Below are 26,452 nucleotides of genomic sequence, written 5' to 3' on the forward strand. Positions count from 1 at the left end.
TTAACACTTCCTATCTAAAATGTTATGTACTGCCTTTTTAAAAATACGTACCATCGTTTTCACTTCTTTATTTGACATACTTAACACTGGCACAAACGTAATGACATTTTCTAAATTTCTAATCATTAGCCCGTTTTCTTTACATTTACGTACAATACGTTCAACTTTTTCAATTTCTAACGGCGTTTTACTATCTTTATCTGTAACTAATTCAACTCCAAACATTAAGCCTCGTCCTCTTACATCACCAACATTTCGATGACGCTTCAGCGCATGCAACTGTTTCTCAAGTGTTGATGATGTCGTTTCAATATGTGACAATAACTTACGTTTTTCATAAAGTCTTATATTTTCTAATGCAACCGTACAAACGATTTGATTCCCGGTGTATGTATGACCATGGAAAAAGGTATTCACACCATGCGAATCACTTAAAAATGCATTGTATATTTTTTGAGATGTCAATGTAGCTGCAAGTGGTAAGTAGCCACCTGTAATCGCCTTACCTAAACACATAATATCCGGTTGAACATCTTCATGATTGCATGCAAACATCTTTCCAGTTCTCCCAAAACCAACTGCTACCTCATCACAAATTAATAAGACATCGTATTTTTTGCACAATTTCTCGACTTCTTTCAAAAAGCCTTTAGGATGAACAAACAAGCCTGTCGCACCTTGAATCAACGGTTCCAATATAAACCCTGCGATTTCATCATTTCTTTCAATTAGAATTTGCTCTATATTCGTTAAAATAGCTGTCATCATTTCATTTTCAGTATCGTAATTACTGCGATAAAAAGATGGGCTTTCTACTTGAATATTCTCAAATATTAAGTCTTTAAATATTTTATGAAAGGTCTTGATACCACCAACACTTACCGCACCAATCGTATCCCCATGATAGCCGTGATTTAGCGTTATAAACTTGTTTTTCTTGGCATATTTTTCTCTATCAATATTTTTCCAATACTGATATGCCATCTTTATTGCGATTTCAACAGACGCACTGCCTGTATCAGAATAAAATACTTTTCTTAGATTACTTGGCGTGATTTCGATTAATTTTTCCGCAAGTTCTATTGACGGAATATTTGATGATCCTAGCAGCGTAGAATGGGCAATTTTATTGAGTTGCTTTTTAATTACCTTATTCAAGTATTTGTTATTATGACCATGCACATTGACCCACAACGATGCATAACCATCTAAATATTTATTGCCATTCGTATCGTAAAGGTAACTACCCTTTCCTTTTTCAATGATGATTGCTTCTTCTTTGCTATATACACCCATTTGTGTAAATGGATGCCAAACATATTCTGAGTCTTTTTGTTTAAGTTGTTGTGTGTAATTCATTTTTAACTCCTATTAATTGTTTTAAAAATGCTTCTGAGAAATTTTCATACGTGGCATGTTCTTCAAATGTATAGACTGTTTTATTTGTTAATTTTCCAATCGTAATTTGATTGTCTTTTTCAATATAGCTGTCTGTATAGCGATTCATTATTAAAAAATTACTCGCCGATACATTCTGATTAACATAATCTTGGTGAACAATGGCATCGCTAATAGCACCTAATTTTGATGGCAACACACTGATGACACAATCTGCACAATCATTGATTAGATCTTTAGTCATGTAGAAATCATACGTACCTTCATATATTGGTACGGCAATTCCCCCAGCACCCTCAATTAAGATAAAATCAAATTCCTTATCTAAAACTTTTACCTTATCTAATACACGCTGCTTATTTAGAAAAATTTGATCTGTCATTTTAAATGCAAGGTGTGGTGATACAGGTTGCTTAAAAGTATAAAGTGACGTTATGTCATAGCTTAAATCACATTCATTTTTAAATACTTCTAAATCTGGAAACGTCCCGTCTTGGCGTTCCTCAGTTTGAAATGGTTTAAAAATACAAACTCGATGACCACGTGTTTTCAAAGCATGGTATAAATGCTTTGTAACATAGGTTTTGCCTACATCAGTATTCGTACTTGTAATAAAAATCCTCATAAAAAATAAGCACCTCAATCCGAATGTAAACTTTTATAATTAATAAGTTTACATTTAAGGCGCATGTTTTTCAAGAAAACATGAATTTAAACTTCTCAGTATAACTATAAATTTTGGCAAAATTTTGACCTTGCTATTGAAATGACTAAGACTTCTTAAGGAATTCAGGCAGATATAAACAGCGATTCGATAAAATATGTCAGTTAAAATTAATAATTGCATTATTTCTTAATAAAAAGACATCCTAGCTTTACCATCTTGTGAAACAATCCATTAATTGTAATATTACGTTGAGCGCCTTGTTCATCAATGCTATAATTAGTTACATAATAAATTGAACATCTAAATACACCAAATCCCCTCACTATTGCCCTAGTGAGGGGATTTATTTTGCTGTTGATTATCTATCACCCTTTTTATTTCCAAATTCTGATTCCATATTAAACTATTATTTATAATTTCCAGCCTGCTGATTTACTTTTTATTCTTATAAAGTCTTGATACATTCCTGGTTTTCGAATTAATTCATCATGACTACCTTTTTGAATTATTTCACCTTCATTGAGCACTATAATCTGATCTGCATTTTTAATAGTTTCAAGTTTATGTGCAATTGTAATTACTGTTTTGCCTTTACTTAATTCATTAATTGCCGTTTGAATCAGCTGTTCATTTTCAGGGTCAATACTTGCAGTTGCTTCATCTAAAATAATTATTGGTGCATCTTTTAATATCGACCTAGCAATAGAAATCCTTTGCTTTTCTCCGCCAGATAAATTACTACCTTTTTCATTTAGCATTGTTTGATATCCCTCAGGTAATGACATGATGAAGTCGTGGCAACATGCTTGCTTCGCTGCACGAATAATTTCTTCTTTCGTTGCACCTGGATTGCCAAACAATATGTTATTTTCAATCGTATCATTAAATAAATACACCTTTTGAAATACTGCACTAATTTTCGACATTAACGTACTTAATGTCATATCTTTAATATCAACACCATCGATGCGAATATTTCCATCATCGATATCATAAAAGCGCAAGAGTAAGTGACATAATGTAGATTTCCCACTTCCTGAAGGTCCAATTATTGCTGTTGATGTTTGTGTAGGTATCTCAAAATTCACATTCTTTATCACTTGTTTATCATCATATGAAAAATTCACGTTTTGAAAAGCGATATTTTCATTTTTAATCGTCAAATTTTTTCCATTCTCATCCAGTTCTGGAGCATTTTTTATCTTTTCAATATCATCTATCGTCATATCTATCATTTCAAGTACGTGTGCAGCACTATTAATATTTTCAACACTATCAAATATCACAAATGAAAAAATTGAAATCATAATAAGGGTAGGTAAATCAATACTATGATTCATATATAATAAGCATGCAACTAATACAATCATTATTGAAACAACTTTTAAACTAAGTAAATGCAATAAATTGAATGGGATATATTGCATTTCTATTTTTGTATTTATACGTTTACTTTCATTGACTGCTTGGTTAAAACTTTTAAGACTCGTATTTTCTTTCGCGAATGATTTTATTACTTGAATACCACGAATAACCTCCAATACCTTTTCCACTAATTGGTTTTGTACATTATGATACGCTGGCGCATTTTGTCGACTCTTTCTTTCTAATAATTGAATCGCAAAAAATGATAGTAATACGCCAATGCATGCTAATAATGATACTTGCCACGAAACTACAAGTAGAGACAATATGAGTACTGTAATTAATATGTATCCATTAACAACAACGTCCACCATTTTCATAGCAAAGTTTTCTAAAAAGGTTAAATCTGTTGTTACTATTGTTGTTAACTCATTTGAATGATGCGAATTAAAATAACCTAACCTTACATTTTTCAATTTATCCCCTATATCTAAACGTTCTTTCGCACTCATTTCATAAGCGATGCTCTCATGACTTTTGCTTTTGAAATATGCTGTAATAAATCGTCCAATCACTAATAAAACCATGATAATTACAACATTCAATATATCTTTCATATAAATAGGTTTATGAGATAGCACATTATTAAATATTTTTGCAGCTAAAAAGATAGGTAACGCAATAAAAATAGCATTTAAAAATGACATGCTAAATCCTAAAATCATTCTTGCTTTATATGGTCTTATCCAGTTTAAAATTTTAAATGTAATTTGAAACATATTTGACCTCCTTTTTTCATTAGTTTAATTATGTCCAGTATTGATTCCCCAATCTTTTGTATGCATGTGCGTATCCCACATTTTCTTATAATTACCGTTTAATTTTAGCAATAAGTGATGTGACCCTTTTTCTAAAATTTGTTGTTTACCTAAAACAATAATTTGATCTGCATGTTGAATCGTAGATAACCGATGTGCAATAACAATCAATGTTTTATCCTGCGTCAACACATTTAATGCTTCTTGAATTTTTTGTTCGTTGTCTGGATCAACGTAAGCAGTCGCTTCATCTAATACAATGATAGGCGCATCTTTTAATATCATTCTTGCAATAGTGACTCGTTGTTTTTCACCACCAGACAATTTATCTCCCACTGTACCAACATTCGTATCATATCCATCTGGCAACTTTTCAATAAATTCATGACATTGTGCTAACTTGGCAGCTTTTTCAACTGCCTCATCCGTAGCTTCTGGATTGCCAAGTTTAATATTTTCTTTAAAAGTAAGATTTAATAAAAAGTTATCTTGTCCAACAAAACCAACTAAATCGTTAAGTTGTTTCGATTCAATATCTTTTATATTTATACCGCCAATCGTAATTTCACCTGAAGTCACATCCCAGTATCGTGATATAAGCTTGGCAATGGTTGACTTACCGCTACCAGATGCCCCGACGATAGCTGTGAAATTATTTTCTGGTACTGTAAATGATAAATGCTTAAAGACCAGATCGTCCTTATCTTTGTTATATGAAAATCCAACATTATTAAAAGCAATTTCATAATGTTGAGGCTTCTTAAATTTTGTTGACAATACTAACTCTTCTAGACTTAATATTTGATTCACTTCAGTTAATGCGTATTGTATAGACTTTAAATGATTTACATAATTAGTAAAATTCTTAATCGGTGCTACTACACCTAAAGATAATACGATGCATAGGAAAAATTCCGCATAGTTTAATTGGTTGATAGATATCAAATACATGCCGACCGGTAAAATCCCTAAAAATGTTGAAGGTAATACACTAGCTCCTAAATTCATATACCCCCATGTATTTTTAAACCAATTCAAAGTGTGAATCTTATAATTATCTACTGCATCTTTATATTTTTTATATGAACTTTGAGATTGATTAAATGTTTTAATTACCTCAATGCCTTCGATAAACTCTACAATCGCGCTATTCATATAATTATTCGATTTCATTTGTTCAGCATATGTCTCATTAAATCCAGACATAACTTTTTTAAAAGCGAAAATTGAAATTGGTATCGTTACTAATAAGGCACTAGCCATACGCCAATCAATGAGCATTATGTATAAAAAGATAGCAGCTGACAAAAGTAAGTTTCCTATAACTTCAGGAATCATATGTGCTAAAGGTAATTCTATTGTTTCAACCTTATCGACAAATATATTTTTTAATTCACCTATTTTCTTAGATTCCACTACGCCTAAAGGGAGACGCATTAATTTTTGAGCTAATTTTTTACGAATTTCAGATAAAATTTCATATGCCGTAATATGTGATAGCATCGTTGACGCTCCAAAACAACACACTTGTGAAATATAAGCGATTAAAGCAATAAAGATATAAACCATAATCGAATTAATCGTATATGTATTGTTAATCATCATTAAAATAATTTTAAATACTGCCCAATAAGGAACTAATCCAGAAAAGACACTGATGATAGACAACAAAATTGATAACATAATTTTCCATTTACTATCAGAAGCAAATCCGCTGAGTATCTTTATCCAATTTGTCTGATTGTTCATCGTATATGTAACTCCTTTCAATTAATAATCTAAATTAAGCCGCTTATATTATTTATTTCACTGGATGATATACATAATATAAATTTGTTATTTGTTAAAAATTAATACTTATTACAAGTACATCATATATTAGTTGATAACGATTATCAATGTCGCGTGGATTTGTGACACATTTCTTTTAAAAATTCACAAGGTTATGGGGCAGAAATGATAAAGAGCCACTAATGATTTATTATGTAATGATTCTTTATCCTTAGCCACAGCTAATATGTACTTAAAAATAGGAATACATGAGTAAAACTCTATGTTGGGACTCCGCCAACTTGCACATTATTGTAAGCTGACTTTCCGCCAGCTACTGTGTTGGGGCCCCGCCAACTTGCATTGTCTGTAGAAACTGTGGATCCAATTTCTCTATGTTGGGTCCCTGAGTATAGCCTTGTAGAGTCTAGTACATTGATTTGTATCCCAATGTCCCTATAATTGATTATTCGCTTTATCTAATGATCCTATGACTCAACTATTAAATCATTTTTCGAAATACTTAATTCTAATATAATTAAATTCATTTATTGTAATATTACAAAAATACATTGCACACCTTGTTCATCAATGCTATAATTAATTACATAATAAATTGAACATCTAAATACACCAAATCCCCTCACTACTGCCATAGTGAGGGGATTTATTTAGGTGTTGGTTATTTGTCACCTTTTTTATTGTTGCGCGTTCGTAACCAATGTGCAAAAAACGCAACAAGACAGCCGCTTAAAGCTGAAGTCATGATGTCAATTAATAAATTGAACATCCGTCATACACCTCCTCTCTGCGTTAAAGTAACGCCCGAGATGTTAGGCGACCATTATATTATATCATTTATTTATTATATTTCACGCAATATTAAAGTTTGAGTAAAGCGTTTTTTAGTGGTTTACGCTACTTTAATTACTATCTTTTAAAATCCATTTAGATAATACAAATGTGATGGGTATCGTAATCACTAAACCTGCAAATGGCGCAATTTCCGCTGGCAAATTTAGCCAGGATACAAAAACATATAATAAAACTGTTTGTAAGCTTACGTTGACAATCTGCGTAATTGGAAAACTAATGAATTTTCTCCAAGTAGGTTTTACCCTGTAAACAAAATAACAATTCAAATAATACGAAATCACAAAAGCGACTAGAAATCCGGTAATATGACTAATCATATATTCAATGTGTAATAATTTTAACAGCAATAAATAGACAACATAATAATTTAACGTATTAATGCCGCCAACAATGATAAATTTTAAAATTTCAGCATGCGTTTGTGTTAGTTTCATATGTGTAACTCCTCAACATCAAAATATATGCATAACTACGTTCTCGAAATTGCGTGCCAATCCTCTTCACTTCAAATATGCTTATTTCAATCTTTATACCCTTTCACAGCAAATTTAGTCTCTTTCCCCTCATCCTTATACGCCATTATAATGTAACTGATTTATCGCGTGACTCATTAGCACTATAGAGATTACTTTAGTTCACTAGTAATTTTATATACAATAAGAGCGACAACAGTAATGAGAGGATGTCTACTATGCAATTACAAAAAATTGTCATCGCTCCTGACTCATTTAAGGAAAGTATGACCGCACAGCAAGTTGGCAATATTATAAAACAGGCTTTTACTAATGTTTATGGGAATACCCTTCATTATGATATCATTCCGATGGCTGATGGTGGTGAAGGTACCACAGATGCTTTAATGCATGCAACAGGTGCCACTAAGTATACAGTCATCGTTAATGACCCTTTAATGCGACCTATTGAAGCATGTTATGCACGCGCAGACGAACAACAAATTGCAATTATTGAAATGGCGGCAGCGTCAGGTTTGGATTTATTAGAAAAAGAGGAACGTAATCCTTTATACACATCATCATATGGTACCGGTGAACTAATTAAAGATGCATTAAATCATGGTGCTAAGACCATTATTTTAGGGATTGGTGGCAGTGCAACAAATGATGGTGGTACAGGTATGCTAAGTGCACTAGGCGTAAAGTTTACTGATGTAAACGGGGACTTATTACAAATGAATGGTGCTAATCTTGCTCACATTGCACAAATCGATATAACCAATCTAGATTCGCGATTAAAAGAGGTGACCTTTAAAGTGGCCTGTGATGTTTCAAATCCTTTATTGGGTGAAAATGGTGCTACCTATATTTATGGTCCTCAAAAAGGCGCTGATGCAAAGATGATACCAAAGTTGGATTTCGCAATGTCGCATTATCATGATAAGATAAAAATGTGCACAGGAAAGTCCGTTAATCAAATACCAGGTTCTGGTGCAGCTGGCGGTATGGGCGCAGCATTATTAGCGTTTTGTGAGACAACTTTAACAAAAGGTATTGATGTCGTCTTTGACATTACAGATTTTCATCAAAGAATTAAAGATGCAGACCTCGTTATTACTGGAGAAGGACGCATGGATTATCAGACCATCTTTGGTAAAACACCCGTAGGCGTTGCGTTAGCTGCAAAACAATATCATATTCCTGTCATCGCGATTTGTGGCAGTCTAGGCGAAAATTATCAACATGTTTACGATTTCGGTATTGATAGTGCCTATTCTATAATCTCTTCACCTAGCACTTTAGAAGATGTCCTACAAAATAGCGAACAAAATTTATTAAACACTGCAACTGACATTGCTCGTATTCTGAAATTACAATAATGTCAAAGTAAATCATCAGCTTTATTATTTGCAGTTAAAACTTGAATGAGGTGAAACCCATGAAAAGAACTGATAAATACCGTGATTCATATCAATACGACAATCAAAACCAAAATCATCGTCGTCAATCTGAAGACGCATCGTATAGACAACAATATGCTAAAGGCGATCCTGAAGAACACCCGGAACGATACTATAATGGTAGAGATTATCGAAGAGAACAAATTCTTGAAGAAGAAAACGAGAAATCCCGCCGTTTAAAAAAATGGTTATATATCATTATTGCCATTCTCTTAATTATTGTCGCTATTTTTGTCACACGCGCCTTGCTTAACAATGATAGCGATAAAGTTAGTAATGACCCTAAAGTCTCTCAAAATTATAAAAAACAAGTTGAAAATCAAGACGGCCAAATTAACCAGCAAGTAGATAATGCTAAAGAAAATATTAAAAACAACCAAAAAACTGATGACATTATTAAAAATTTACAAAATCAAATCGACAACTTGAAGCAGCAAGAACAAAACAAAGCTGATTCTAAGCTAACTCAATTTTATCAAGACCAAATCAACAAATTGACAGAGGCAAATAATGCACTTAAAAACAATGCAAGCCAAGGTAAAATTGAAAGCATGTTAAATGATATTAATACAAAATTCGACAGTATTAAATCTAAATTAGAAAGCTTATTTAAAGATGACAATGGTGGCGCTAATTAATTATTACACCTGCTTTGATGATAAACATTAATTCCCTATACTTTATCTGTATCACTACGTTATTCGTGATGATGCATTAAGAGTATAGGGATTTTTTATATAAACTTGTATTCTAACTACATACAAATACACACAAAACGTATATAATTTATATAATTATATCATTTAAAGGAGTCTGATCATGCAATCAACGAAAACCAAAACGAAGCATTTTTCATTTTTATTGCTAATTACGTTAGGCGTCATGACCGCTTTTGGCCCACTAACTATAGATATGTACGTACCATCATTACCTAAAGTGCAAGGTGATTTTGGTTCTACTACATCAGAAATTCAATTAACATTATCATTCACAATGATTGGTCTTGCACTAGGCCAATTTATCTTTGGACCTTTATCCGATGCTTTTGGTCGCAAACGGATTGCTGTATCCATTTTGATCATTTTCATTTTGGTATCAGGTTTGTCTATGTTTGTTGATCAATTGCCATTATTCTTAACTTTACGATTTATTCAAGGTTTAACTGGTGGTGGCGTCATCGTGATTGCCAAAGCCTCTGCTGGTGATAAATTTAGTGGCAACGCACTCGCTAAATTTTTAGCATCTTTAATGGTAGTTAATGGCATCATCACTATTCTTGCACCATTAGCTGGTGGATTAGCTTTATCCGTAGCAACATGGCGTTCTATTTTCACAATTTTAACTATTGTGGCACTCATCATTTTAATTGGTGTCGCTTCTCAATTACCTAAAACATCTAAAGATGAATTAAAGCAGGTGAATTTTAGTAGCGTCATTAAAGACTTTGGAAGTCTATTGAAAAAACCAGCGTTTATTATTCCAATGCTATTACAAGGTTTAACTTATGTAATGCTATTTAGTTATTCATCTGCATCGCCATTTATTACTCAAAAATTGTATAATATGACACCCCAACAATTTAGTATCATGTTTGCTGTTAACGGTGTAGGTTTAATCATTGTCAGTCAAGTCGTTGCTTTATTAGTAGAAAAATTACATCGCCACATATTATTAATCATTTTAACTATTATACAAGTGGTGGGTGTTGCTTTAATTATCCTGACACTTACATTCCATTTACCACTTTGGGTCTTACTCATCGCATTCTTCTTAAATGTGTGTCCTGTGACGTCAATTGGACCACTTGGTTTCACAATGGCTATGGAAGAACGAACAGGTGGCAGTGGTAACGCATCAAGTTTACTTGGCTTATTCCAATTTATCTTAGGTGGCGCTGTTGCACCATTAGTTGGCTTAAAAGGCGAATTTAATACATCACCATATATGATTATTATCTTCATTACAGCCATTCTATTAGTCAGTCTACAAATCATTTACTTTAAAATGATTAAAAAGCAACATGTCGCATAACACTTCAACATAATTAGAACCCTAGCAAAGATATCTATCTTTGTCGGGGTTCTTCTTTATGAATTATGAAATCCAATCTTCAACTAAAATTACGACTTCATATCAAGTACATTTCTATTCAATCACCCTTTAACAGGCATCCAAATTTCTGTAATATATTTTTCACTTGTAGTATCACCATCCTGATACAACTCAAAAAATGGTGCTGATTTTACCGTATTTGCTTGATATTGATGTATGTAGTGATGAACCTCTTCCATTTTTTGTTGAACTGCTTTAGGTACTGCGCCCTGTGCTTCAAATACCATATACTTTGAACTTGCTAATGTTATGACATCATATTTTTCAATATCAGCACTATTATCTCCGGTAACTGCAATCATATATGACATCTTACCGTCTAATTCAGGTATACATAAGCCAAGTATCCCGGCTAAATCACCATTATTTTTTAACTGTAAATCCGCAATTACTCCCTCTTGATAACATCTTTGCCAAAACCCGGCTATATGTTGCTGAGCCTGTCGTCCATTTTCATACGTTTCTTTAATACCTACTAACGTTAACGACGCAAGTTGTTGTAATTGATATTCCATTTTATCACTCCATTAATTTTATTCACTCATGTAAAACATATGTTTAGGACATTTTGCATTGACGCTATATAATTATATTAAATATTTATTGAATCAATGCGAGGACTATATTATGAACCGAAAAATATTACCAGTTAAACCTATCAGTCAGCTATTTCCTATCCCTATGGTCATGGGGTGTGAAGGTGTTTCCGCAGCCATGATGTTGCAATACAATAACCAACATATCCCTGCTACAGAAATTATGAGACATTGGCCGACACATCCGAACAATCCACATAAAGGTTATGTTGGACATCACTTATTTATTAAGCTTGGCAATTATCATCAAACGATATTTCCAGAAGCATATGTACCATTTTTACAAAAATACAATCCTAATATCGTAGACGGCACTGGTAAATCCTTAGAAGATCTTAAAGGTATTATCGATCAAGGTCAACCTGTGTTAATATACCATACTAATCTTGGCTCTAAACCATTACTACGTGTTTTCCGCTTTGATAACAAGCCAGCGAAACAAGTTTCAAATATTCACGTAACGTTACTCATTGGGTACGATGATTACTATTACTATTATATCGATCCACTTTGGAGTCATATTCGTCGTGGCCTAGTTTTACCTGCCATCATTCCAAATCGCAAACAAATTATTAAAATTCGTAAAGAGAAAATGGAATACAGCTTTAATTCACCAGGAAGAAAGTGCATTTATGTGCAACCACATTCATATACAATTGAAAATCAACAACAAAATAAACACACGTAAGTAAACACATTACTCGCGTGTGTAAAACATAAAATGCGCAAACTGGGTCAGGTTTGCGCATTTTAAATTTCTATTATTTGTATCGTCTCATTTATTTCCTGGTAAATATCTTCTGAACGCCATTGTCTTGGATAGCCTAGACACGGACAGAGATAACATCTGCCATCATCTATCACACTTTTACGAAAATGAACATGGCCCATAATACTATATGGTATATCGAACATCGCATACAAAGGATTGAAATCACTTGTCCCAATAAATGCATTATAAAAATCGAATATACGATGTGGCATAGGAACAATGAAATCAGGATGCGTCACAACATGTGAGACTAAAATCACTCGTCTATTTCCTACTTCTAATATATCTTTCTTCACTTGTTCAGCCGCTATTTTAGATAAATTTTGGTCTGATATGCCCCAAGATATTCGTTCTTTATCTTGCCAAGTCGCACCATAATGTTTTCCTTTTTGTAACTCATCTAATGAAAATCGTTGTGCTGCAAAGCTATAATCATACCAACCAGTATGTCCTATGATTGCCCATTCTTCATTTACTATAAATGGTTTTCCTACCAAGCACTGTGACATCCTCTTATAATTATTCCAAATGTCTTGCGTAGTCATACTTTCAACTTCCCATAAATCATGGTTTCCAGGTACAAATTTCACAGGTATATCTAATTGTTTTGTCAATTGCGTTATAAATTGGTGCGTCAATTGATAATGATTTGAGATATCCCCCGCAATCAACAATATATCCAATTTCTTATACTTAACTATTTCAACCAATGCCTCTAAGTAATCTTCGGATGTTTTTTTATTATGACGATCAATATGTAAATCGGCGATTGTCCCTATCTTCATACCCATACCTTCTTTACTCAAATTAAAATGTTATTTATTATGCCATAGCTTATCTAATATATATAGTTAACTGCTTCATTTAGATGATTATTTTATATTTTTGCATAAAAACTTATATCTTTTCAAAAAATCGATAAGTTTTAGTTATCATATCCTTACCTATCAAATGTTTTTTCTTATATTTAAAAAAATAATTGCTTTATTAAATGGATTTCTTTAGTATTTATAATTAAGAAAACGCTTACACACAACTTTTTTATTTGCTTTATCCTGAGGAGGAAAATTATGGCAAGAAAATTGCATAGAGAGTTGAATAACAGACACATCCAATTGATAGCAATTGGGGGCGCAATTGGAACTGGGTTATTCCTAGGATCAGGTCAAACAATATCTTTAACTGGTCCATCACTGTTATTCACATACATGATTATTGGGGTTGTACTATTCGCTTTTATGCGCGCATTAGGCGAATTGTTGTTGAGCAATACAAGATTTAATTCATTTGTTGATATTGCAAATGAATATTTAGGCCCTTTTGGTGGCTTTGTCATTGGCTGGACTTACTGGTTATGTTGGATTGTATCAAGTATGTCAGACCTAACTGCGATGGGACAATACTTTGCATTTTGGTATCCACAAGTCCCAAATTGGATTACCGTGCTATTTATTGTTTTAATCTTGATTAGCTTCAACTTATTAGGTGCCAGATTATTTGGTGAACTGGAGTTTTGGTTCTCTATTATTAAAGTTGTCACAATTATTGCGATGGTTATCGTTGGTCTTGTATTAATCTTTTTCTCATTTAAAACACATTATGGACATGCATCATTCACAAACTTAATCAGTCACGGTGGCATGTTCCCTGGAGGAACATTTGGTTTCTTAATGTCATTCCAAATTGCTGTATATTCATTCATTGGTATTGAACTTATAGGTGTAACTGCTGGTGAAACGAAAGATCCTGAAAAAACCTTACCGAAAGCAATTAATAATGTACCTATCCGTATTTTATTATTCTATATCGGTGGTCTATTAGTAATTATGTCAGTCATACCTTGGAATGATATCGATCCAAATAGTAGCCCTTTCGTTAAACTCTTTACATTAATCGGCGTGCCATTTGCAGCAGGCATCGTTAACTTTGTCGTGCTAACTGCCGCGGCCTCTGCTACAAATAGTGGTATCTATTCGAATAGTCGTATCTTATTCGGACTGTCACAACAAGGGTTAGGTCCTAAAGTTTTAAATAAAACGAATAGTCATGGCGTGCCTTATTTATCAATGTTAGTTTCATCAATTGCATTACTTATAGCAGCCTTGTTAAACTACATTTTCCCTAATGCAATTCAACTATTCATATACGTTACAACGTTATCAACTGTGTTGTTTTTAGTTGTTTGGGCAATGATTATTGTCGCTTATCTAATGTATTTGAAAAAGCATCCTGAGGCACATAAAAACAGTAAATTTAAGCTGATTGGTGGTAAGCCTATTGCTTACATTATTCTAGCGTTCTTCTTCTTTGTATTCATTTTATTATTCTTTAGTGACGAAACAAGAGCAGCTATTTATATTTCGCCGTTCTGGTTTATATTTTTATTTTTCTTTTATAAAAAATACAAAACGAATGCTGAAAAACTCGCATATGAACAACGACAAAATGACAGCGGTTATTTCAGATATGACAATCAATAATTTAAACATCTCGCTCTAGTATCAGTTCAACCGATACTAGAGTTTTTTTGAAAATAACTTCATTTTATCAATATATCTATGTCATTATGCCTTAAAAGTGATAAAATATTAACTATTAAAATTTTGAGGAGTATTGTATGGCACTATTAGAAGCATTTTTAATTTTTATTTTTGCTGTGATTATTAGTTCGGTTATCAATAATCGATTCCCGCAAATTCCTACTGCCTTTATTCAAATTGCATTAGGTGTCGTTATTTTCATTATTCCAATACAAGTTGATTTCCAATTCAATTCTGAAGTATTTATGTTTGCCGTTATCGCGCCACTACTTTTTGTGGAAGGTACCCACGTCTCTCGAACAAAATTATTAGAATATCGTAAACCTATACTATTAATGTCAATGGCACTAGTGTTTGCAACTGTAGTCGGTGTTGGCTATTTTATACATTGGATTTGGCCTGCCTTACCAATGCCAGCCGCTTTTGCAATAGCAGCAATTTTATGTCCTACTGATGCAGTAGCAGTATCTGCTATTACACGCGGAAAATTATTACCTAAAGGTTCTATGACGATTTTAGAAGGTGAATCTTTACTCAATGATGCAGCAGGTATCATTTCATTTAAAATTGCTGTTACTGCATTAGTAACTGGTACCTTTTCATTATTCCAAGCTGTTGAACAATTTATCATTTCAACAATACTAGGTGTACTTATTGGTGCAATTATTGGATTCGTTGTCGTTAGAATACGTATAGACTTAACCGCTAATAAAGGTTTAAAAGATAACAATACCTTAACTTTTATTCAATTATTAACTCCTTTTGTCGTATACTTTTTAGCAGAAGAAGTTCATGCTTCAGGTATCATTGCAGTTGTAATCGCAGGTCTAATCCATGGTTTAGAACGCGACCGTTTAATTAGAGCACAAACGGAACTACAAATGAATTACCATCAAATTTGGAACACATTTAGTTATGCCTTAAATGGTTTTGTATTTGTTGTATTAGGTTTTATGATTCCTACTGTAGTCATAGATATTTTCCAAACAGAGCCGGACAACTTTTCATTTTTAATAGTGATCACTATATTAATCGCTATTGCAATTTATGCATGTCGATTTGTTTGGGTTTATTTCTGGTACAAAGATTTTTATTTCCCGAAAAATATACAATCTTATCTAGACGAGGAACATGATTCACATGAAACACCACCTTCTCGTGTGCGTTACGCATTTATTATGACCATGTGTGGTATTCACGGTACAATTTCACTTTCAATGGCACTTACATTACCATTTATCATTACAAAAGGACAAGCATTCGAATACCGTAATGATTTATTGTTTATTGCATCTTTCATGGTATTAATTAGTTTAATCTTAGCGCAAATTGTTTTACCTTTAATTACACCATCTGCCGAAGATACTACTTTTAAAGGTATGACTTATCAATCTGCCAAAATTTTCATTGTTCAAAAAGTGATCCAGCATTTTAAAAACGAAAGTAAAAAAGACAAAAACGATACAAATTATCGCCCAGTATTAAACCAATACTATGGAGAATTGTTATTTTTATTAAATTCAGAACCTGATAATCAAAATACAAAAGAACTCAAACGTTTAGAAGATATTGCAAAAGTAATCGAAACATCTACACTTGAGCGTTTAATTGATAAAGGTAAGGCAACATATCAGGATATTAATAATTACCGCAATATTGTCGAATTAACAGAGACACACCGTACTGCTTCATTTGTTGAAAAATTTGCAAACTTCTTCAAGATGTTATGGCTTAGACTTAAAGCGATGAAGCACTACAAAGCCTTAAACAAAGAATCTAAGAAGCAAGAATTTGAAAATTCATTCAAAGATGTTCAAAAAATTATGCGTATTGTGAATCACAATATTATTTTACGCTTAAAAGAAGAACAAAATAGTACAAATGTACTTGAGGTTAGCTTAGTCATTAATCATTACTATGATATGAGTCGCTCATTAAAGTGGCGTGCACAACGTCGAAAAGAACGTCAAGAAAACAGCAATCAAATCATACCGCAAGCTATGTTCCATAACCACAAATTGGAAGCATTGTACTTACAACGTCATCTTTTAGATGAATTAATTCGCAAAAATAAAATCAACAATATCGTTGCAGCTCAAATTCGAGAAAATATCAATTACAACGAAATTGTCTTGTCTTTACAGTCCAAACATTAAGTAAGACATAACAACACCCCCGTACTTATGAGACAAAGTCATTACCATCTCATATGTACGGGGTTTTTATATTCAACATCAAAAAATCGGATTGATGAAAAGTAAATAACCTTTCATCAATCCGATTGATTATAGAATCTATTTTTTAAGTTTAAATGGAATTGTACATACGTTAACATTCTTTTGATAAATTAAATACAATTTCATACGCAAACTAGTTTGATTGTGTAATAAATTATGCCAACGTTTCTTAGTAATAAATTCTGGTATCACTACTGTAATCATATAGTTTTGATCGTTGGCTTTACGATTAATCTTATCGATAAAACGTGAAATTGGTCGTATAATACTGCGATATTCCGAGTGTAAAATAACTAATCTTACATCTGGGAAATGACGCTTCCATTTCTCTTGGAATGCTTTTTCATCTTCATCTCCAAATGATACATGTACCGCAATGACATCATTATTTGCAAGCATTTGTGCGTAATAAATAGACTTATCAACTGCAGTTGTAATGCTTGTTATCGGCACAATTGCTAAATTACGATCTACTACTTCTACATTATGAACATCAATGTCAGAACGTAATTGTTCTGCGATATCTCGATAATGTTTGTTAATTTTCAAGAAGAAAATCACCACGAACGGCAAGAAAATAAGTATCGGCCATACTTGGCTAAATTTAGTTATGAGTAAAATCATAAAAACAATAAATGTCACGATACCACCAAGTAAGTTCACAGACAACTTACTTAACCAATTCTTAGGACGTTCATGAATCCATTTAATAACCATACCGAATTGTGCTAGTGTAAATGGAATAAATACACCAACCGCATACAATGGAATTAAATCTTCAGTCATACCATCAAATACAATAATTAAAATAATGGCTAATACACCTAAAATAATAATTGAGTTAGAGTAGCCTAAGCGATCACCTCTAACAGTAAACATTCTAGGCATATATTTATCTTTAGACATTGAAGCCGCTAACATCGGAAAAGCTGTAAATCCAGTGTTGGCTGCTAATACCAAAATCATCACGGTCGTTGCCTGTACAAAATAGAAGGCAGCATTATCACCAAATATTTGCATAGCTAATTGTGATAAAACTGTCGTTTCCGTTTGTGGCATAATTCCATAAACATATGCTAAACCAACGATACCAACTAATAAAAACGCTAAAATTGAACCCATAGCAATTAACGTTTTTACAGCATTATTAGCACTTGGTTCTCTAAAATTGGTTACCGCATTTGAAATAGCTTCAACACCTGTTAATGATGAAGCCCCTGATGAAAATGCTTTTAATAGCAAGAATAATGTTACTCCAGGAACCGCAGTTCCTACTGATGCATGCATATGTGGTTGAATATCTCCTGTCGCCACACGGAAAGTACCTATAAATATTAATATCACTAACCCTATAATGAAAAGATATACTGGATAGGATAATACGGTGGCAGATTCAGTTAAACCACGTAAATTTAATATTAAAATAAAAAGTACAAGTAAACATGCAATCAGTACTTTATGCCCATATAAACTTGGGAATGCAGCAACAAATGCATCAGCACCAGATGATATACTAACAGCGACAGTCAGTATGTAATCGACTAATAGTGAGCCTCCTGCAAGCAATCCCCATTTTTCTCCTAAATTGGTCTTGGACACCATATACGCGCCGCCACCTTTAGGATATGCATAAATAATTTGCCTATAAGACATAATTAAAGCAGCTAATAAGATCAGAACAGCACCTGCAATCGGTAAAGTATACCAAGTTGCAACTGCACCCACTACTGATAATGTAATCAGTATTTGTTCGGGACCGTAAGCCACTGAAGATAATGCATCCGACGAAAGAATCGCTAACCCTTTAAACTTCGATATCTTTTCGTCTTTTAGTTCTCTGTTTTTTTTAGGTTGCCCTATAATAAGTCTTTTAAATTGATTGAACATAATCTCCTATTCCTTTTTATAGTTTTTGATGGATATCACTATACGCCTATCTTTCCAAAAAGTATAGAGAGTTAATTAATATTTTTTATGTAATTATACACCTATTAACATATAAGGTGTCAAAAATAATGGTAAATATACCTCTTTAATTAATTTATTCAATGGAACTGGTATAATAAAATAAATCTCATTAGGCACTTAAGTAAATTTAACATATAAAAAGGAACGTTTATGACTACTAAAAAACTGTATTTTCTATCCATTTCTATTATCATTTTAGTCGCCATTTCAATTGCTATATATATAACATTAAATAGCAATACGAAGACACGGTTAACCAATGATTCGCAACAACAAATAGATACAATTATCGAGCATGATTTACAAAAGGGGCACATTCCTGGAGCATCAATTTTAATAGTAAAAAATGGCAAAGTTTTTTTAAATAAAGGTTATGGTTATCAAGATGTTGATAAAAAAGTCAAAGCTTCTCCCACAACAAAGTATGAAATTGCTTCTAATACGAAAGCTTTCACAGGTCTTGCAATTTTAAAATTAGCTCAAGAAGGTCGATTAAACTTAAATGATGCCGTATCCAAACATGTGCCTCATTTTAAAATGAACTATAATGGTCAAAATGAAACTATTACGATTAAGCAACTTTTGGCTCAAACAAGTGGTATACCTAGTGATATTACAAGCGAAGACGCCGTAACAAATAAAAATAATCGTTTAAATGATGTAACCCGTGCAATTATGGGTGATGAATTACATCATAAGCCCGGAGAAGAATTTGAATACTCAAATATGAACTATGATTTATTAGGTTTAATTATCCAAAACGTTACGAAGCAATCCTATACAAAATATATTACAAATTCATGGCTCAAGCCTTTGCATATGACACATACATCATTCAAACAAACAAATTACAAATCAAAACATGATGCTATTGGCTACGAATTACAAGGTTCGACACCTGTCGTCTCTAAACCTGAATTTAACCTTTGGGATACACCATCAGCATATATGATGACATCAACTGAAGATTTGGAACATTGGATAAAATTCCAACTTAATCCACCTGATAAATACAAATCATTAGTTCAACAATCACATAAAAATTTATCTTCAACAATTGGTGAACCTAATGCCAATGCATATGCTTCCGGCTGGTTTACCAATAATGATGAACATTTAGTGTTTCATTCAGGAACGCTAGATAACTTTTCATCATTTATTTTACTAAATCCAAAACAAAATTATGGAATTGTTGTACTTGCAAATCTAAATTCGGAATATGTACCCAAATTAGTTGAGCATCTTAATACACAAATTGTAAATCACAAGCGATATTCGACGGTTGCGTCTATGCTCAATCAATATAAAGATCAATTTAATATTGTTACCGTTTTGATGACAACACTTATTTTATTAGCATTTATATTCTCAGCTTATCGTGCTTGGCAAATGCGCCATGGTCAAATTCTTTTGCGTAGATCAAAACGGATTGCTGTATTGAGTTGGCTAACTTTATGTTTATGTATCGCTATAGCGCTCATATTATATGCATTACCATATCTCATTCTCGGTAGCAATAATTGGTCTTTTGTACTGACTTGGCTACCAATAGAAATTAAATTAGCACTAATCACAACATTAATTGCATTATTCAGTACATTAATTGTAATTCTGTTATTCCTTCATACAAAGATAACGAAGACATAATAAAAAGACTTGTTCGAGCCGTGCGTTTGATAATATATCATCCACGATTCGACCAAGTCTTTATTCTTTGTATATTAAACGGATAAATTATTATTTAATTGGATTCATGCCGTCTTTCCAAGTTTTATAAATCAGAGTACCACCTTGCGCTTTAAACTTCTCATTGCTTACGCCACGTTCAAATGGTTGCGCAGGTTGAATATCAATATTTGGTTCAACACCAAGTTGTTCTTTATACCATTCTGCAAATTCAGAACCTTTAACAGGTGCATCATCTGCTACATTATAGATACCATTTTCAAAATGAATAGCTTGAATAGATGTTTCAACTGCATCATCAAGATGCACAAATGATGTTACGCCATCTGAAAGTGTCACTTGACCATCCATAAATTGATTATAAATCATGCCATCTTTTCCGTACCAAGTACCTGGGCCATATAACCAGCCAAAACGTAAAACAACGTATTCATCCATACGAGCCGTTTCTTCTTCTAAACCAACCACACCATCAACCGTTACTTTTCTATCGCCAGTTGAGTTAAAATCAAGTGCCGTTTTTTCATTTGCTAATCCTTCGCCAGGTTCATACATAAAGGCAATACTTTGGGCAATTACTTTCTTAACGTCATGCTTTTTCGCCGCATCAATTAGGTTTTTAGAACCTTCAATACGTACTTTCGTATTTGCTGCCATATCAACATTTTTTAAATCCGTAATTTGATTGATAATGATTTCTGGTTTAAAATCTGCTAACGCTTGATCAATAGTATCAGCTTTTAATATATCACCAATATATGCTTTTACATTAACAGCAGCTAGCTTTTGTTGACCATTCTCAGATGTAGTAAAACCAGCAACCTCATGCCCCTCTTCTTTTAGTCTTTGAACTAATTTAATGCCAATAAGGCCCGTTGCACCAGTTACAAAAATTTTACTCATTATAAACACCTTTTCTCTATTTGTCTTTTTAATATAATTACTTGCTTGATGAGTTTACAAAATTCACGTGAGACTTCCAAATGATTTGCCTCAAAATTTTTCAAAGTGTCGTCGTAAAAACTGTCTAGTAAATACTAATAGTATGTCGTAGACCTATGACAAATCTGAATTATGACGAAGATCAATCAAGAAAAACAGCACCAAGATCATTTCAATTTGAAAGTACCTTACTGCTGTTCTTTATTTATTACATTTCAATCTTAATAATGACCGTAATATCACGTGATTGACATTTCCTTGTAATCATACCTAAAACACCAATTAATCCTGTGCGTGTCGCTGACTTTCTTTAGTATGAATTAAATCAGTAATAAAGCGATTGACTGGCGCTTCAATATGACGTTGTTTACCTAATGTTGCAATTGCGCCATTAATATAATCAATTTCAGTTTTTCTATTATTAACAATTAAATCTTGATACATGGATGGATAATGCGCACCAACTTTTTCATTTAAATCAACTAAATATTCAAATACTTCATCAACATTTAAATGAACATTATCAATCGTCGCTACATGCACTATTTCTTGCGTTAATTTATAAATCAAACACTTCGCATAACTACTTTCATTCAGCGATGCCATATTACACTCCAACACTGTGCTTAATGCATTTGCCGTACCATTAACACAAATCTTTTTCCAAATCGATTGGTATAAATCTTTACTAATGACACCATTCAATTCCGCTTCGTTAAGTAAATCAGCAACTTTTATAACATTTTCTTTACCTTCATCCACTAGTTCACCTATTTCAACTGGTCCACTACCAAGTAAATGACTGTGTCCAGGGCTTTCAAGACCTGCCGTCCAAGTCGTAACACCTCTGACAATTTGTGATTGAGCAACATACTGCGCAATGACTTCTTCATGCTTCAGACCATTCATCGTACATACGACGATCGTTTCATTATCAATATGTGGCTTCATATCTTCCATCACTTCTTTTAATTGCATAGACTTTGGAAATAGAAAGACAACATCGTAAATGCTTTCGTCCGGTTGATCATTAAAATGATACATCGGAATGTTTAACTCGAATGCCTCTCCATTAATCGTTATATTTAATCCATGTTGCTTAACCGCTTCAACATGAGATGTATATCCGTCAATAAGTGTGACATCATATCCTGCTTGAAATAGTTTGGCACCAAAGCCACTACCTAATGCACCCGATCCAGCAATTGCAATTTTCATCCTATAAACCCCTCTTCATCGTTGTTGTTCATTTTAAAAATACTACTTTCGCATATTAGCGTCAATTTGAAAATCATTCGCTTAATATGCACACAGCTTTTATCGTCTATAAAAGAACACACCTAACATTAAACGTCAATACGCAACATTAAGTGTGTATGATAAACTTACTTTCACAAAATTTCCTTTAAAATCCCTACATAATAACTTGCTTTCATTTCAGTTTTACAAATTCGTTTGATTTTTAGGAACTAATAGTAAAATGACTAAAAATGCAACAATTGCTAGCAAGGCATTAAACATCATACCTGTGAAACCACCTAAGTTCAAATTTAAATTAGCTGCTAACACAGTATAAACCGTACCAGATACTGCTACTCCAAATGCATTTCCTAATGATGACGCCATTTTATACACACCTGAAGCAACACCCGACTTATCATCTGGCGCACTAGCAACTGCTGTATCAGTTGATGGTGTAGCATATAATCCTAAACCAGTACCAAACAATAAATATCCAACTATACTAGATACGATATACCACATTTCTGGTAAAAATGTTAACGACAATAAGATTAACCCAATCACTGTAAAGCCACTTCCTACTAATAGTGGGCGCTTCGGACCATGTTGAGATAAAATCTTTTCACCTACACGAATCATTGACAACACTGCTATTAAATACGTTAATGAAATATAACCCGTTTGCGAAGAATTAAATCCTAATTGTTGTTGATAATACGTGTTAATGACGATAAGTGCACCACCTGCTACACCATTTAATAAGAAGTTTGAAATAGTTGCACCACTGTATCCTCTATTTTTAAAAATTGAAAAATCAACAAGTGGATGCTTTATTTTATTTTCGTAATATACAAAACCAACTAATGAACAGATAAACACAACAATTAAACCTAGAATTAACGGTGAAACTAAACCAAAATGAGACGTCTGTGTGATGATTACATTTAAACTTAACATCGTCACTACTAAAATGACTAAACCAATAACGTCAAACTTTTTAGCTTCTGCTTTCATACCTTTGATTGGTTCTGCTTTAGTCTCAGGTGCATGTTTGATTAAGTACATTGCTAATAATGTTAATAGAATTGAAACAACAAATATTGAACGCCAACCTATATATGTAGCCATTAAGCCACCAAACAACGTACAAATACCACTACCACCCCAAGAACCAATAGACCAATAGCTTAAGGCACGTTGTCTTCTTGTACCAATATAATATTCGTTAATAATAGCAAGTGTTGATGGCATAATACATGCTGCAGACAAACCTTGAATTATTCTACCTATAATTAAAAATGCTGGCAAAGGTGTAATGATGATGAGTAATGAACCTACAACATTTAATATCAATCCTACATAAGTAATTTTGACGCGACCAAATTTATCAGCAACATCACCAGCACCTACGATAAACAAACCAGCAAATAAGGCAGATAAGCTAACAGCGATATTTATCGTTCCAACGTCACTACTATATGTTGATTGTAATGGGACAACAAGATTAACAAGTGACTGCGCGAATAGCCAAAAGGTAATAACCCCTAAAACGATACCCAAAAGCAATCGGTTGTCACCTCTAAATTGTTTTGATGTGTCCATGAATTAGATAAGCCTCCTATGTTTAAGAAAAACAAATTTTTAATATGATATATTAAGAAACAATATCATAAATTTGCAGAAAATTATAAATAAAACATCTCATTTTTTAGCATTTTTACAATAATTAACGCTTTTTATCCAAAAACTTTCATGATAATAATTGCTATTTTAGTGTAAACGCATACAAACACAACCTATAAAAAGGCTACTCAAAGATTATTTGAGCTCCTTGAGTAGCCTCATTTTTTATAAATCATGAAACGAAATCGCTAAATTATAAACATCTTCTACTATTACATATTAATACTTTGCGGCCGATGATTAGATTGATTTTTACGATGTCGTGTTGTTGGGTCTAATCGTTTTTCTAAAAATCTTAATAGTACATCAATGACGATTGCAATGATAGCAATCGGAATCGCACCTGCTAAAATAAACGTTGTGCCATCCGTCGCATTTGTACCACGAATCACAATGTCACCAAGCGTAGGTGCTCCTATAAATGATCCAACGGCAACAACACCTATCGCAACAACCAAGGCAATACGAATGCCACCGATAATAACCGAAACAGATAACGGTAATTCAATCATTCGTAGCACTTGATTGCGTGTCATTCCCATACCTTTGCCAGCATCCTTAATATTCGCATCAACACTAGCTATACCAGTATAAGTGTTTTTTATAATTGGAAGTAACGCATATAAAAACACTGTTAAAACTACTGTTTCTGAACCTAAGCCCATGACTAACATTAAAATAGCTAACATTGCAATGACTGGAACTGTTTGAATTATATTTGCAATTGTAATTACAAATCCAGAAAGTTTTGTGTATCTTGCAAGCAAGATTCCCAATGGAATACCAATTAAAGCTGCAAACAGCACACCATAGACAGACATTAATAAGTGTTTGAAAAATAAATCCCATAGATAGCCAAAGTTCGTAACATAATAATTGAATAATTGCTGTAATAAATTACCTTCCATTACTTATGACCACCTTTCTGTTTATCAAAATAGTGGTGTTTTTTCAAAAATTCTTCTGCGACGACAGCAGGTTCTTTACCTTTACCATCCGCTTCATAATTCAAGCGCTGCATCTCTGAAGTTGAAATCTTTCCTGTCAACTTATTAATCGTCGTTTTAAGTTCTGGGTGTTGGCGTAATAATTCATTTGTTGCAACAGCACTCGCAGCATAAGGTGGGAAAAATTGTTTATCATCTTTAAGTACTTTCAAATCATACGCGGCAATTCGACCATCTGTAGAATAACCTAATGCAACGTCTAACTTCTCTGAGTTTAATGCGTCGTAGACTAGACCTATTTGCATTGGCCTCACTGTACCAAAGTCGAAACCATACTCTTTTTTAAATCCTTCATAGCCATCGCCTTTACGATTCATCCATGAACTATCCATGCCTAAACGTAAATCTTTACTATGCTTTGCTAAATCTGAAACTGTCTCTAAATGATATTTTTTAGCAGTTTCCTTCGTTACCATGAATGCATACGTATTCGCAAAACCATACGAATCAAAAAACGTTTGATCAAATTTCTTTTTAAATCCTTGTTGTGTGGCTATCATTGCTTTCTTAGGATCTTTAATTGGTGCTTCCTTCAAAGCTCCCGTTAAATCTGTGCCATTATATCTAACACCTGATATATTAGCATCCCCATTAATTAAGGCATTATGTTGAATCGTACTTGACCCTAAATTATTTACTAATGTTGGCTTTATCTTACCATGTGTATCATGCTCTATTAACAACCGTAACATATGTGAAATAATTTGCGATTCGCTTGTTGATAATGCTGTAATTTTGACATCATTTTTCGTGCTCTTACTACCTAGTCCGGGCAAACTACATCCAGATAATACGGTAAGCGATAAGACAAACACGACAAGTATATATTTAATTTTCTTCATTATCTTAGCCTCCTAA

At 33.0% G+C, this 26,452-nt stretch carries 22 protein-coding genes; 7 read left to right on the forward strand and 15 right to left on the reverse strand.

What is annotated here, in order from left to right:
• The 7 genes from bioA to gtxA all read right to left on the reverse strand — a co-directional run bounded on the left by bioA (nt 1) and on the right by gtxA (nt 7,328).
• Nucleotides 1-1,359 carry an adenosylmethionine--8-amino-7-oxononanoate transaminase gene (gene bioA / locus IDG63_RS00735; RefSeq protein WP_001110070.1) on the reverse strand — a complete coding sequence of 453 codons (1,359 nt, stop codon included), beginning with the start codon at nt 1,357-1,359 and terminating at the stop codon, nt 1-3.
• Nucleotides 1,337-2,023: a dethiobiotin synthase gene (gene bioD, locus IDG63_RS00740; protein WP_001217918.1), complete on the reverse strand. Its 687-nt coding sequence runs from the start codon at nt 2,021-2,023 to the stop codon at nt 1,337-1,339. The genes bioA and bioD overlap by 23 nt, the downstream gene beginning before the upstream one ends.
• 54 nt (nt 2,024-2,077) lie before the next feature.
• The gene (locus IDG63_RS00745) at nt 2,078-2,245 is read right to left on the reverse strand and encodes a hypothetical protein (protein ID WP_001792506.1); all 168 of its coding nucleotides are present in this window, start codon (nt 2,243-2,245) and stop codon (nt 2,078-2,080) included.
• A 230-nt stretch (nt 2,246-2,475) separates the two neighbouring features.
• A complete protein-coding gene (locus tag IDG63_RS00750; protein ID WP_000486496.1) occupies nt 2,476-4,209 on the reverse strand; it encodes an ABC transporter ATP-binding protein in 1,734 nt (577 codons plus the stop codon).
• Between the two features lie 24 nt (nt 4,210-4,233).
• Nucleotides 4,234-5,997, reverse strand: coding sequence for an ABC transporter ATP-binding protein (locus IDG63_RS00755; RefSeq protein WP_001064836.1), 1,764 nt, complete (start codon nt 5,995-5,997; stop codon nt 4,234-4,236).
• A gap of 703 nt (nt 5,998-6,700) precedes the next feature.
• Nucleotides 6,701-6,808: a type I toxin-antitoxin system Fst family toxin gene (locus IDG63_RS00760; protein ID WP_000482647.1), complete on the reverse strand. Its 108-nt coding sequence runs from the start codon at nt 6,806-6,808 to the stop codon at nt 6,701-6,703.
• Nucleotides 6,809-6,941: 133 nt separating this feature from the next.
• Nucleotides 6,942-7,328 carry a flippase GtxA gene (gtxA, locus tag IDG63_RS00765; RefSeq protein ID WP_000779360.1) on the reverse strand — a complete coding sequence of 129 codons (387 nt, stop codon included), beginning with the start codon at nt 7,326-7,328 and terminating at the stop codon, nt 6,942-6,944.
• Between the two features lie 257 nt (nt 7,329-7,585).
• Here gtxA and IDG63_RS00770 point away from each other — a divergent pair, with 257 nt between their 5' ends.
• From IDG63_RS00770 to IDG63_RS00780, 3 genes are all read left to right on the forward strand, one after another.
• Entirely contained in the window at nt 7,586-8,728 is a 1,143-nt protein-coding gene (locus tag IDG63_RS00770) for a glycerate kinase (protein ID WP_001176863.1), read from the forward strand.
• 59 nt (nt 8,729-8,787) lie between these two features.
• The gene (locus tag IDG63_RS00775) at nt 8,788-9,447 is read left to right on the forward strand and encodes a hypothetical protein (RefSeq protein ID WP_000831295.1); all 660 of its coding nucleotides are present in this window, start codon (nt 8,788-8,790) and stop codon (nt 9,445-9,447) included.
• Nucleotides 9,448-9,628: 181 nt separating this feature from the next.
• The gene (locus tag IDG63_RS00780; protein WP_001192075.1) at nt 9,629-10,840 is read left to right on the forward strand and encodes a putative multidrug effflux MFS transporter TcaB; all 1,212 of its coding nucleotides are present in this window, start codon (nt 9,629-9,631) and stop codon (nt 10,838-10,840) included.
• 122 nt (nt 10,841-10,962) lie between these two features.
• Here the strand turns inward: IDG63_RS00780 and IDG63_RS00785 are convergent, their stop codons facing one another.
• A complete protein-coding gene (locus IDG63_RS00785; protein WP_000456492.1) occupies nt 10,963-11,436 on the reverse strand; it encodes a GyrI-like domain-containing protein in 474 nt (157 codons plus the stop codon).
• Between the two features lie 112 nt (nt 11,437-11,548).
• Here IDG63_RS00785 and IDG63_RS00790 point away from each other — a divergent pair, with 112 nt between their 5' ends.
• Entirely contained in the window at nt 11,549-12,205 is a 657-nt protein-coding gene (locus tag IDG63_RS00790) for a C39 family peptidase (RefSeq protein ID WP_001080281.1), read from the forward strand.
• A gap of 62 nt (nt 12,206-12,267) precedes the next feature.
• Here the strand turns inward: IDG63_RS00790 and IDG63_RS00795 are convergent, their stop codons facing one another.
• The gene (locus tag IDG63_RS00795) at nt 12,268-13,074 is read right to left on the reverse strand and encodes a metallophosphoesterase (RefSeq protein WP_000690193.1); all 807 of its coding nucleotides are present in this window, start codon (nt 13,072-13,074) and stop codon (nt 12,268-12,270) included.
• A 285-nt stretch (nt 13,075-13,359) separates the two neighbouring features.
• Here IDG63_RS00795 and IDG63_RS00800 point away from each other — a divergent pair, with 285 nt between their 5' ends.
• Together IDG63_RS00800 and IDG63_RS00805 are read left to right on the forward strand one after the other, a co-directional pair.
• Nucleotides 13,360-14,769: an amino acid permease gene (locus IDG63_RS00800; protein ID WP_086095918.1), complete on the forward strand. Its 1,410-nt coding sequence runs from the start codon at nt 13,360-13,362 to the stop codon at nt 14,767-14,769.
• A 137-nt stretch (nt 14,770-14,906) separates the two neighbouring features.
• Complete coding sequence (locus IDG63_RS00805; protein WP_001185692.1) at nt 14,907-16,985, forward strand: cation:proton antiporter; 2,079 nt, start codon at nt 14,907-14,909, stop codon at nt 16,983-16,985.
• Nucleotides 16,986-17,123: 138 nt separating this feature from the next.
• Here IDG63_RS00805 and IDG63_RS00810 read toward each other — a convergent pair whose 3' ends face one another.
• Nucleotides 17,124-18,953, reverse strand: coding sequence for an APC family permease (locus IDG63_RS00810; protein ID WP_000483051.1), 1,830 nt, complete (start codon nt 18,951-18,953; stop codon nt 17,124-17,126).
• A gap of 231 nt (nt 18,954-19,184) precedes the next feature.
• On the opposite strand from IDG63_RS00810, the gene IDG63_RS00815 reads away from it, so the two are divergent.
• Nucleotides 19,185-20,681 (forward strand): serine hydrolase FLP, encoded by a 1,497-nt coding sequence (locus IDG63_RS00815; RefSeq protein ID WP_000208571.1) that lies wholly within the window; start codon nt 19,185-19,187, stop codon nt 20,679-20,681.
• Nucleotides 20,682-20,771: 90 nt separating this feature from the next.
• Here IDG63_RS00815 and IDG63_RS00820 read toward each other — a convergent pair whose 3' ends face one another.
• The 5 genes from IDG63_RS00820 to IDG63_RS00840 form a co-directional block, all read right to left on the reverse strand.
• Complete coding sequence (locus tag IDG63_RS00820) at nt 20,772-21,623, reverse strand: NAD-dependent epimerase/dehydratase family protein (protein WP_000034516.1); 852 nt, start codon at nt 21,621-21,623, stop codon at nt 20,772-20,774.
• 321 nt (nt 21,624-21,944) lie between these two features.
• Complete coding sequence (locus IDG63_RS00825; RefSeq protein ID WP_100160455.1) at nt 21,945-22,880, reverse strand: 2-dehydropantoate 2-reductase; 936 nt, start codon at nt 22,878-22,880, stop codon at nt 21,945-21,947.
• A 225-nt stretch (nt 22,881-23,105) separates the two neighbouring features.
• Nucleotides 23,106-24,506, reverse strand: a complete 1,401-nt coding sequence (locus IDG63_RS00830) for an MFS transporter (protein ID WP_086095917.1) — start codon at nt 24,504-24,506, stop codon at nt 23,106-23,108.
• Nucleotides 24,507-24,799: 293 nt separating this feature from the next.
• On the reverse strand, nt 24,800-25,495 hold the full coding sequence (locus IDG63_RS00835) for an ABC transporter permease (protein ID WP_000398941.1): 696 nt from the start codon (nt 25,493-25,495) through the stop codon (nt 24,800-24,802).
• Complete coding sequence (locus IDG63_RS00840) at nt 25,495-26,436, reverse strand: osmoprotectant ABC transporter substrate-binding protein (protein WP_000721550.1); 942 nt, start codon at nt 26,434-26,436, stop codon at nt 25,495-25,497. Before IDG63_RS00840 ends, IDG63_RS00835 begins: the two co-directional genes overlap by 1 nt.
• Nucleotides 26,437-26,452 lie beyond the last annotated feature (16 nt).

Source organism: Staphylococcus sp. EG-SA-14, assembly GCF_017151935.1.
Lineage (GTDB): Bacteria > Bacillota > Bacilli > Staphylococcales > Staphylococcaceae > Staphylococcus > Staphylococcus aureus.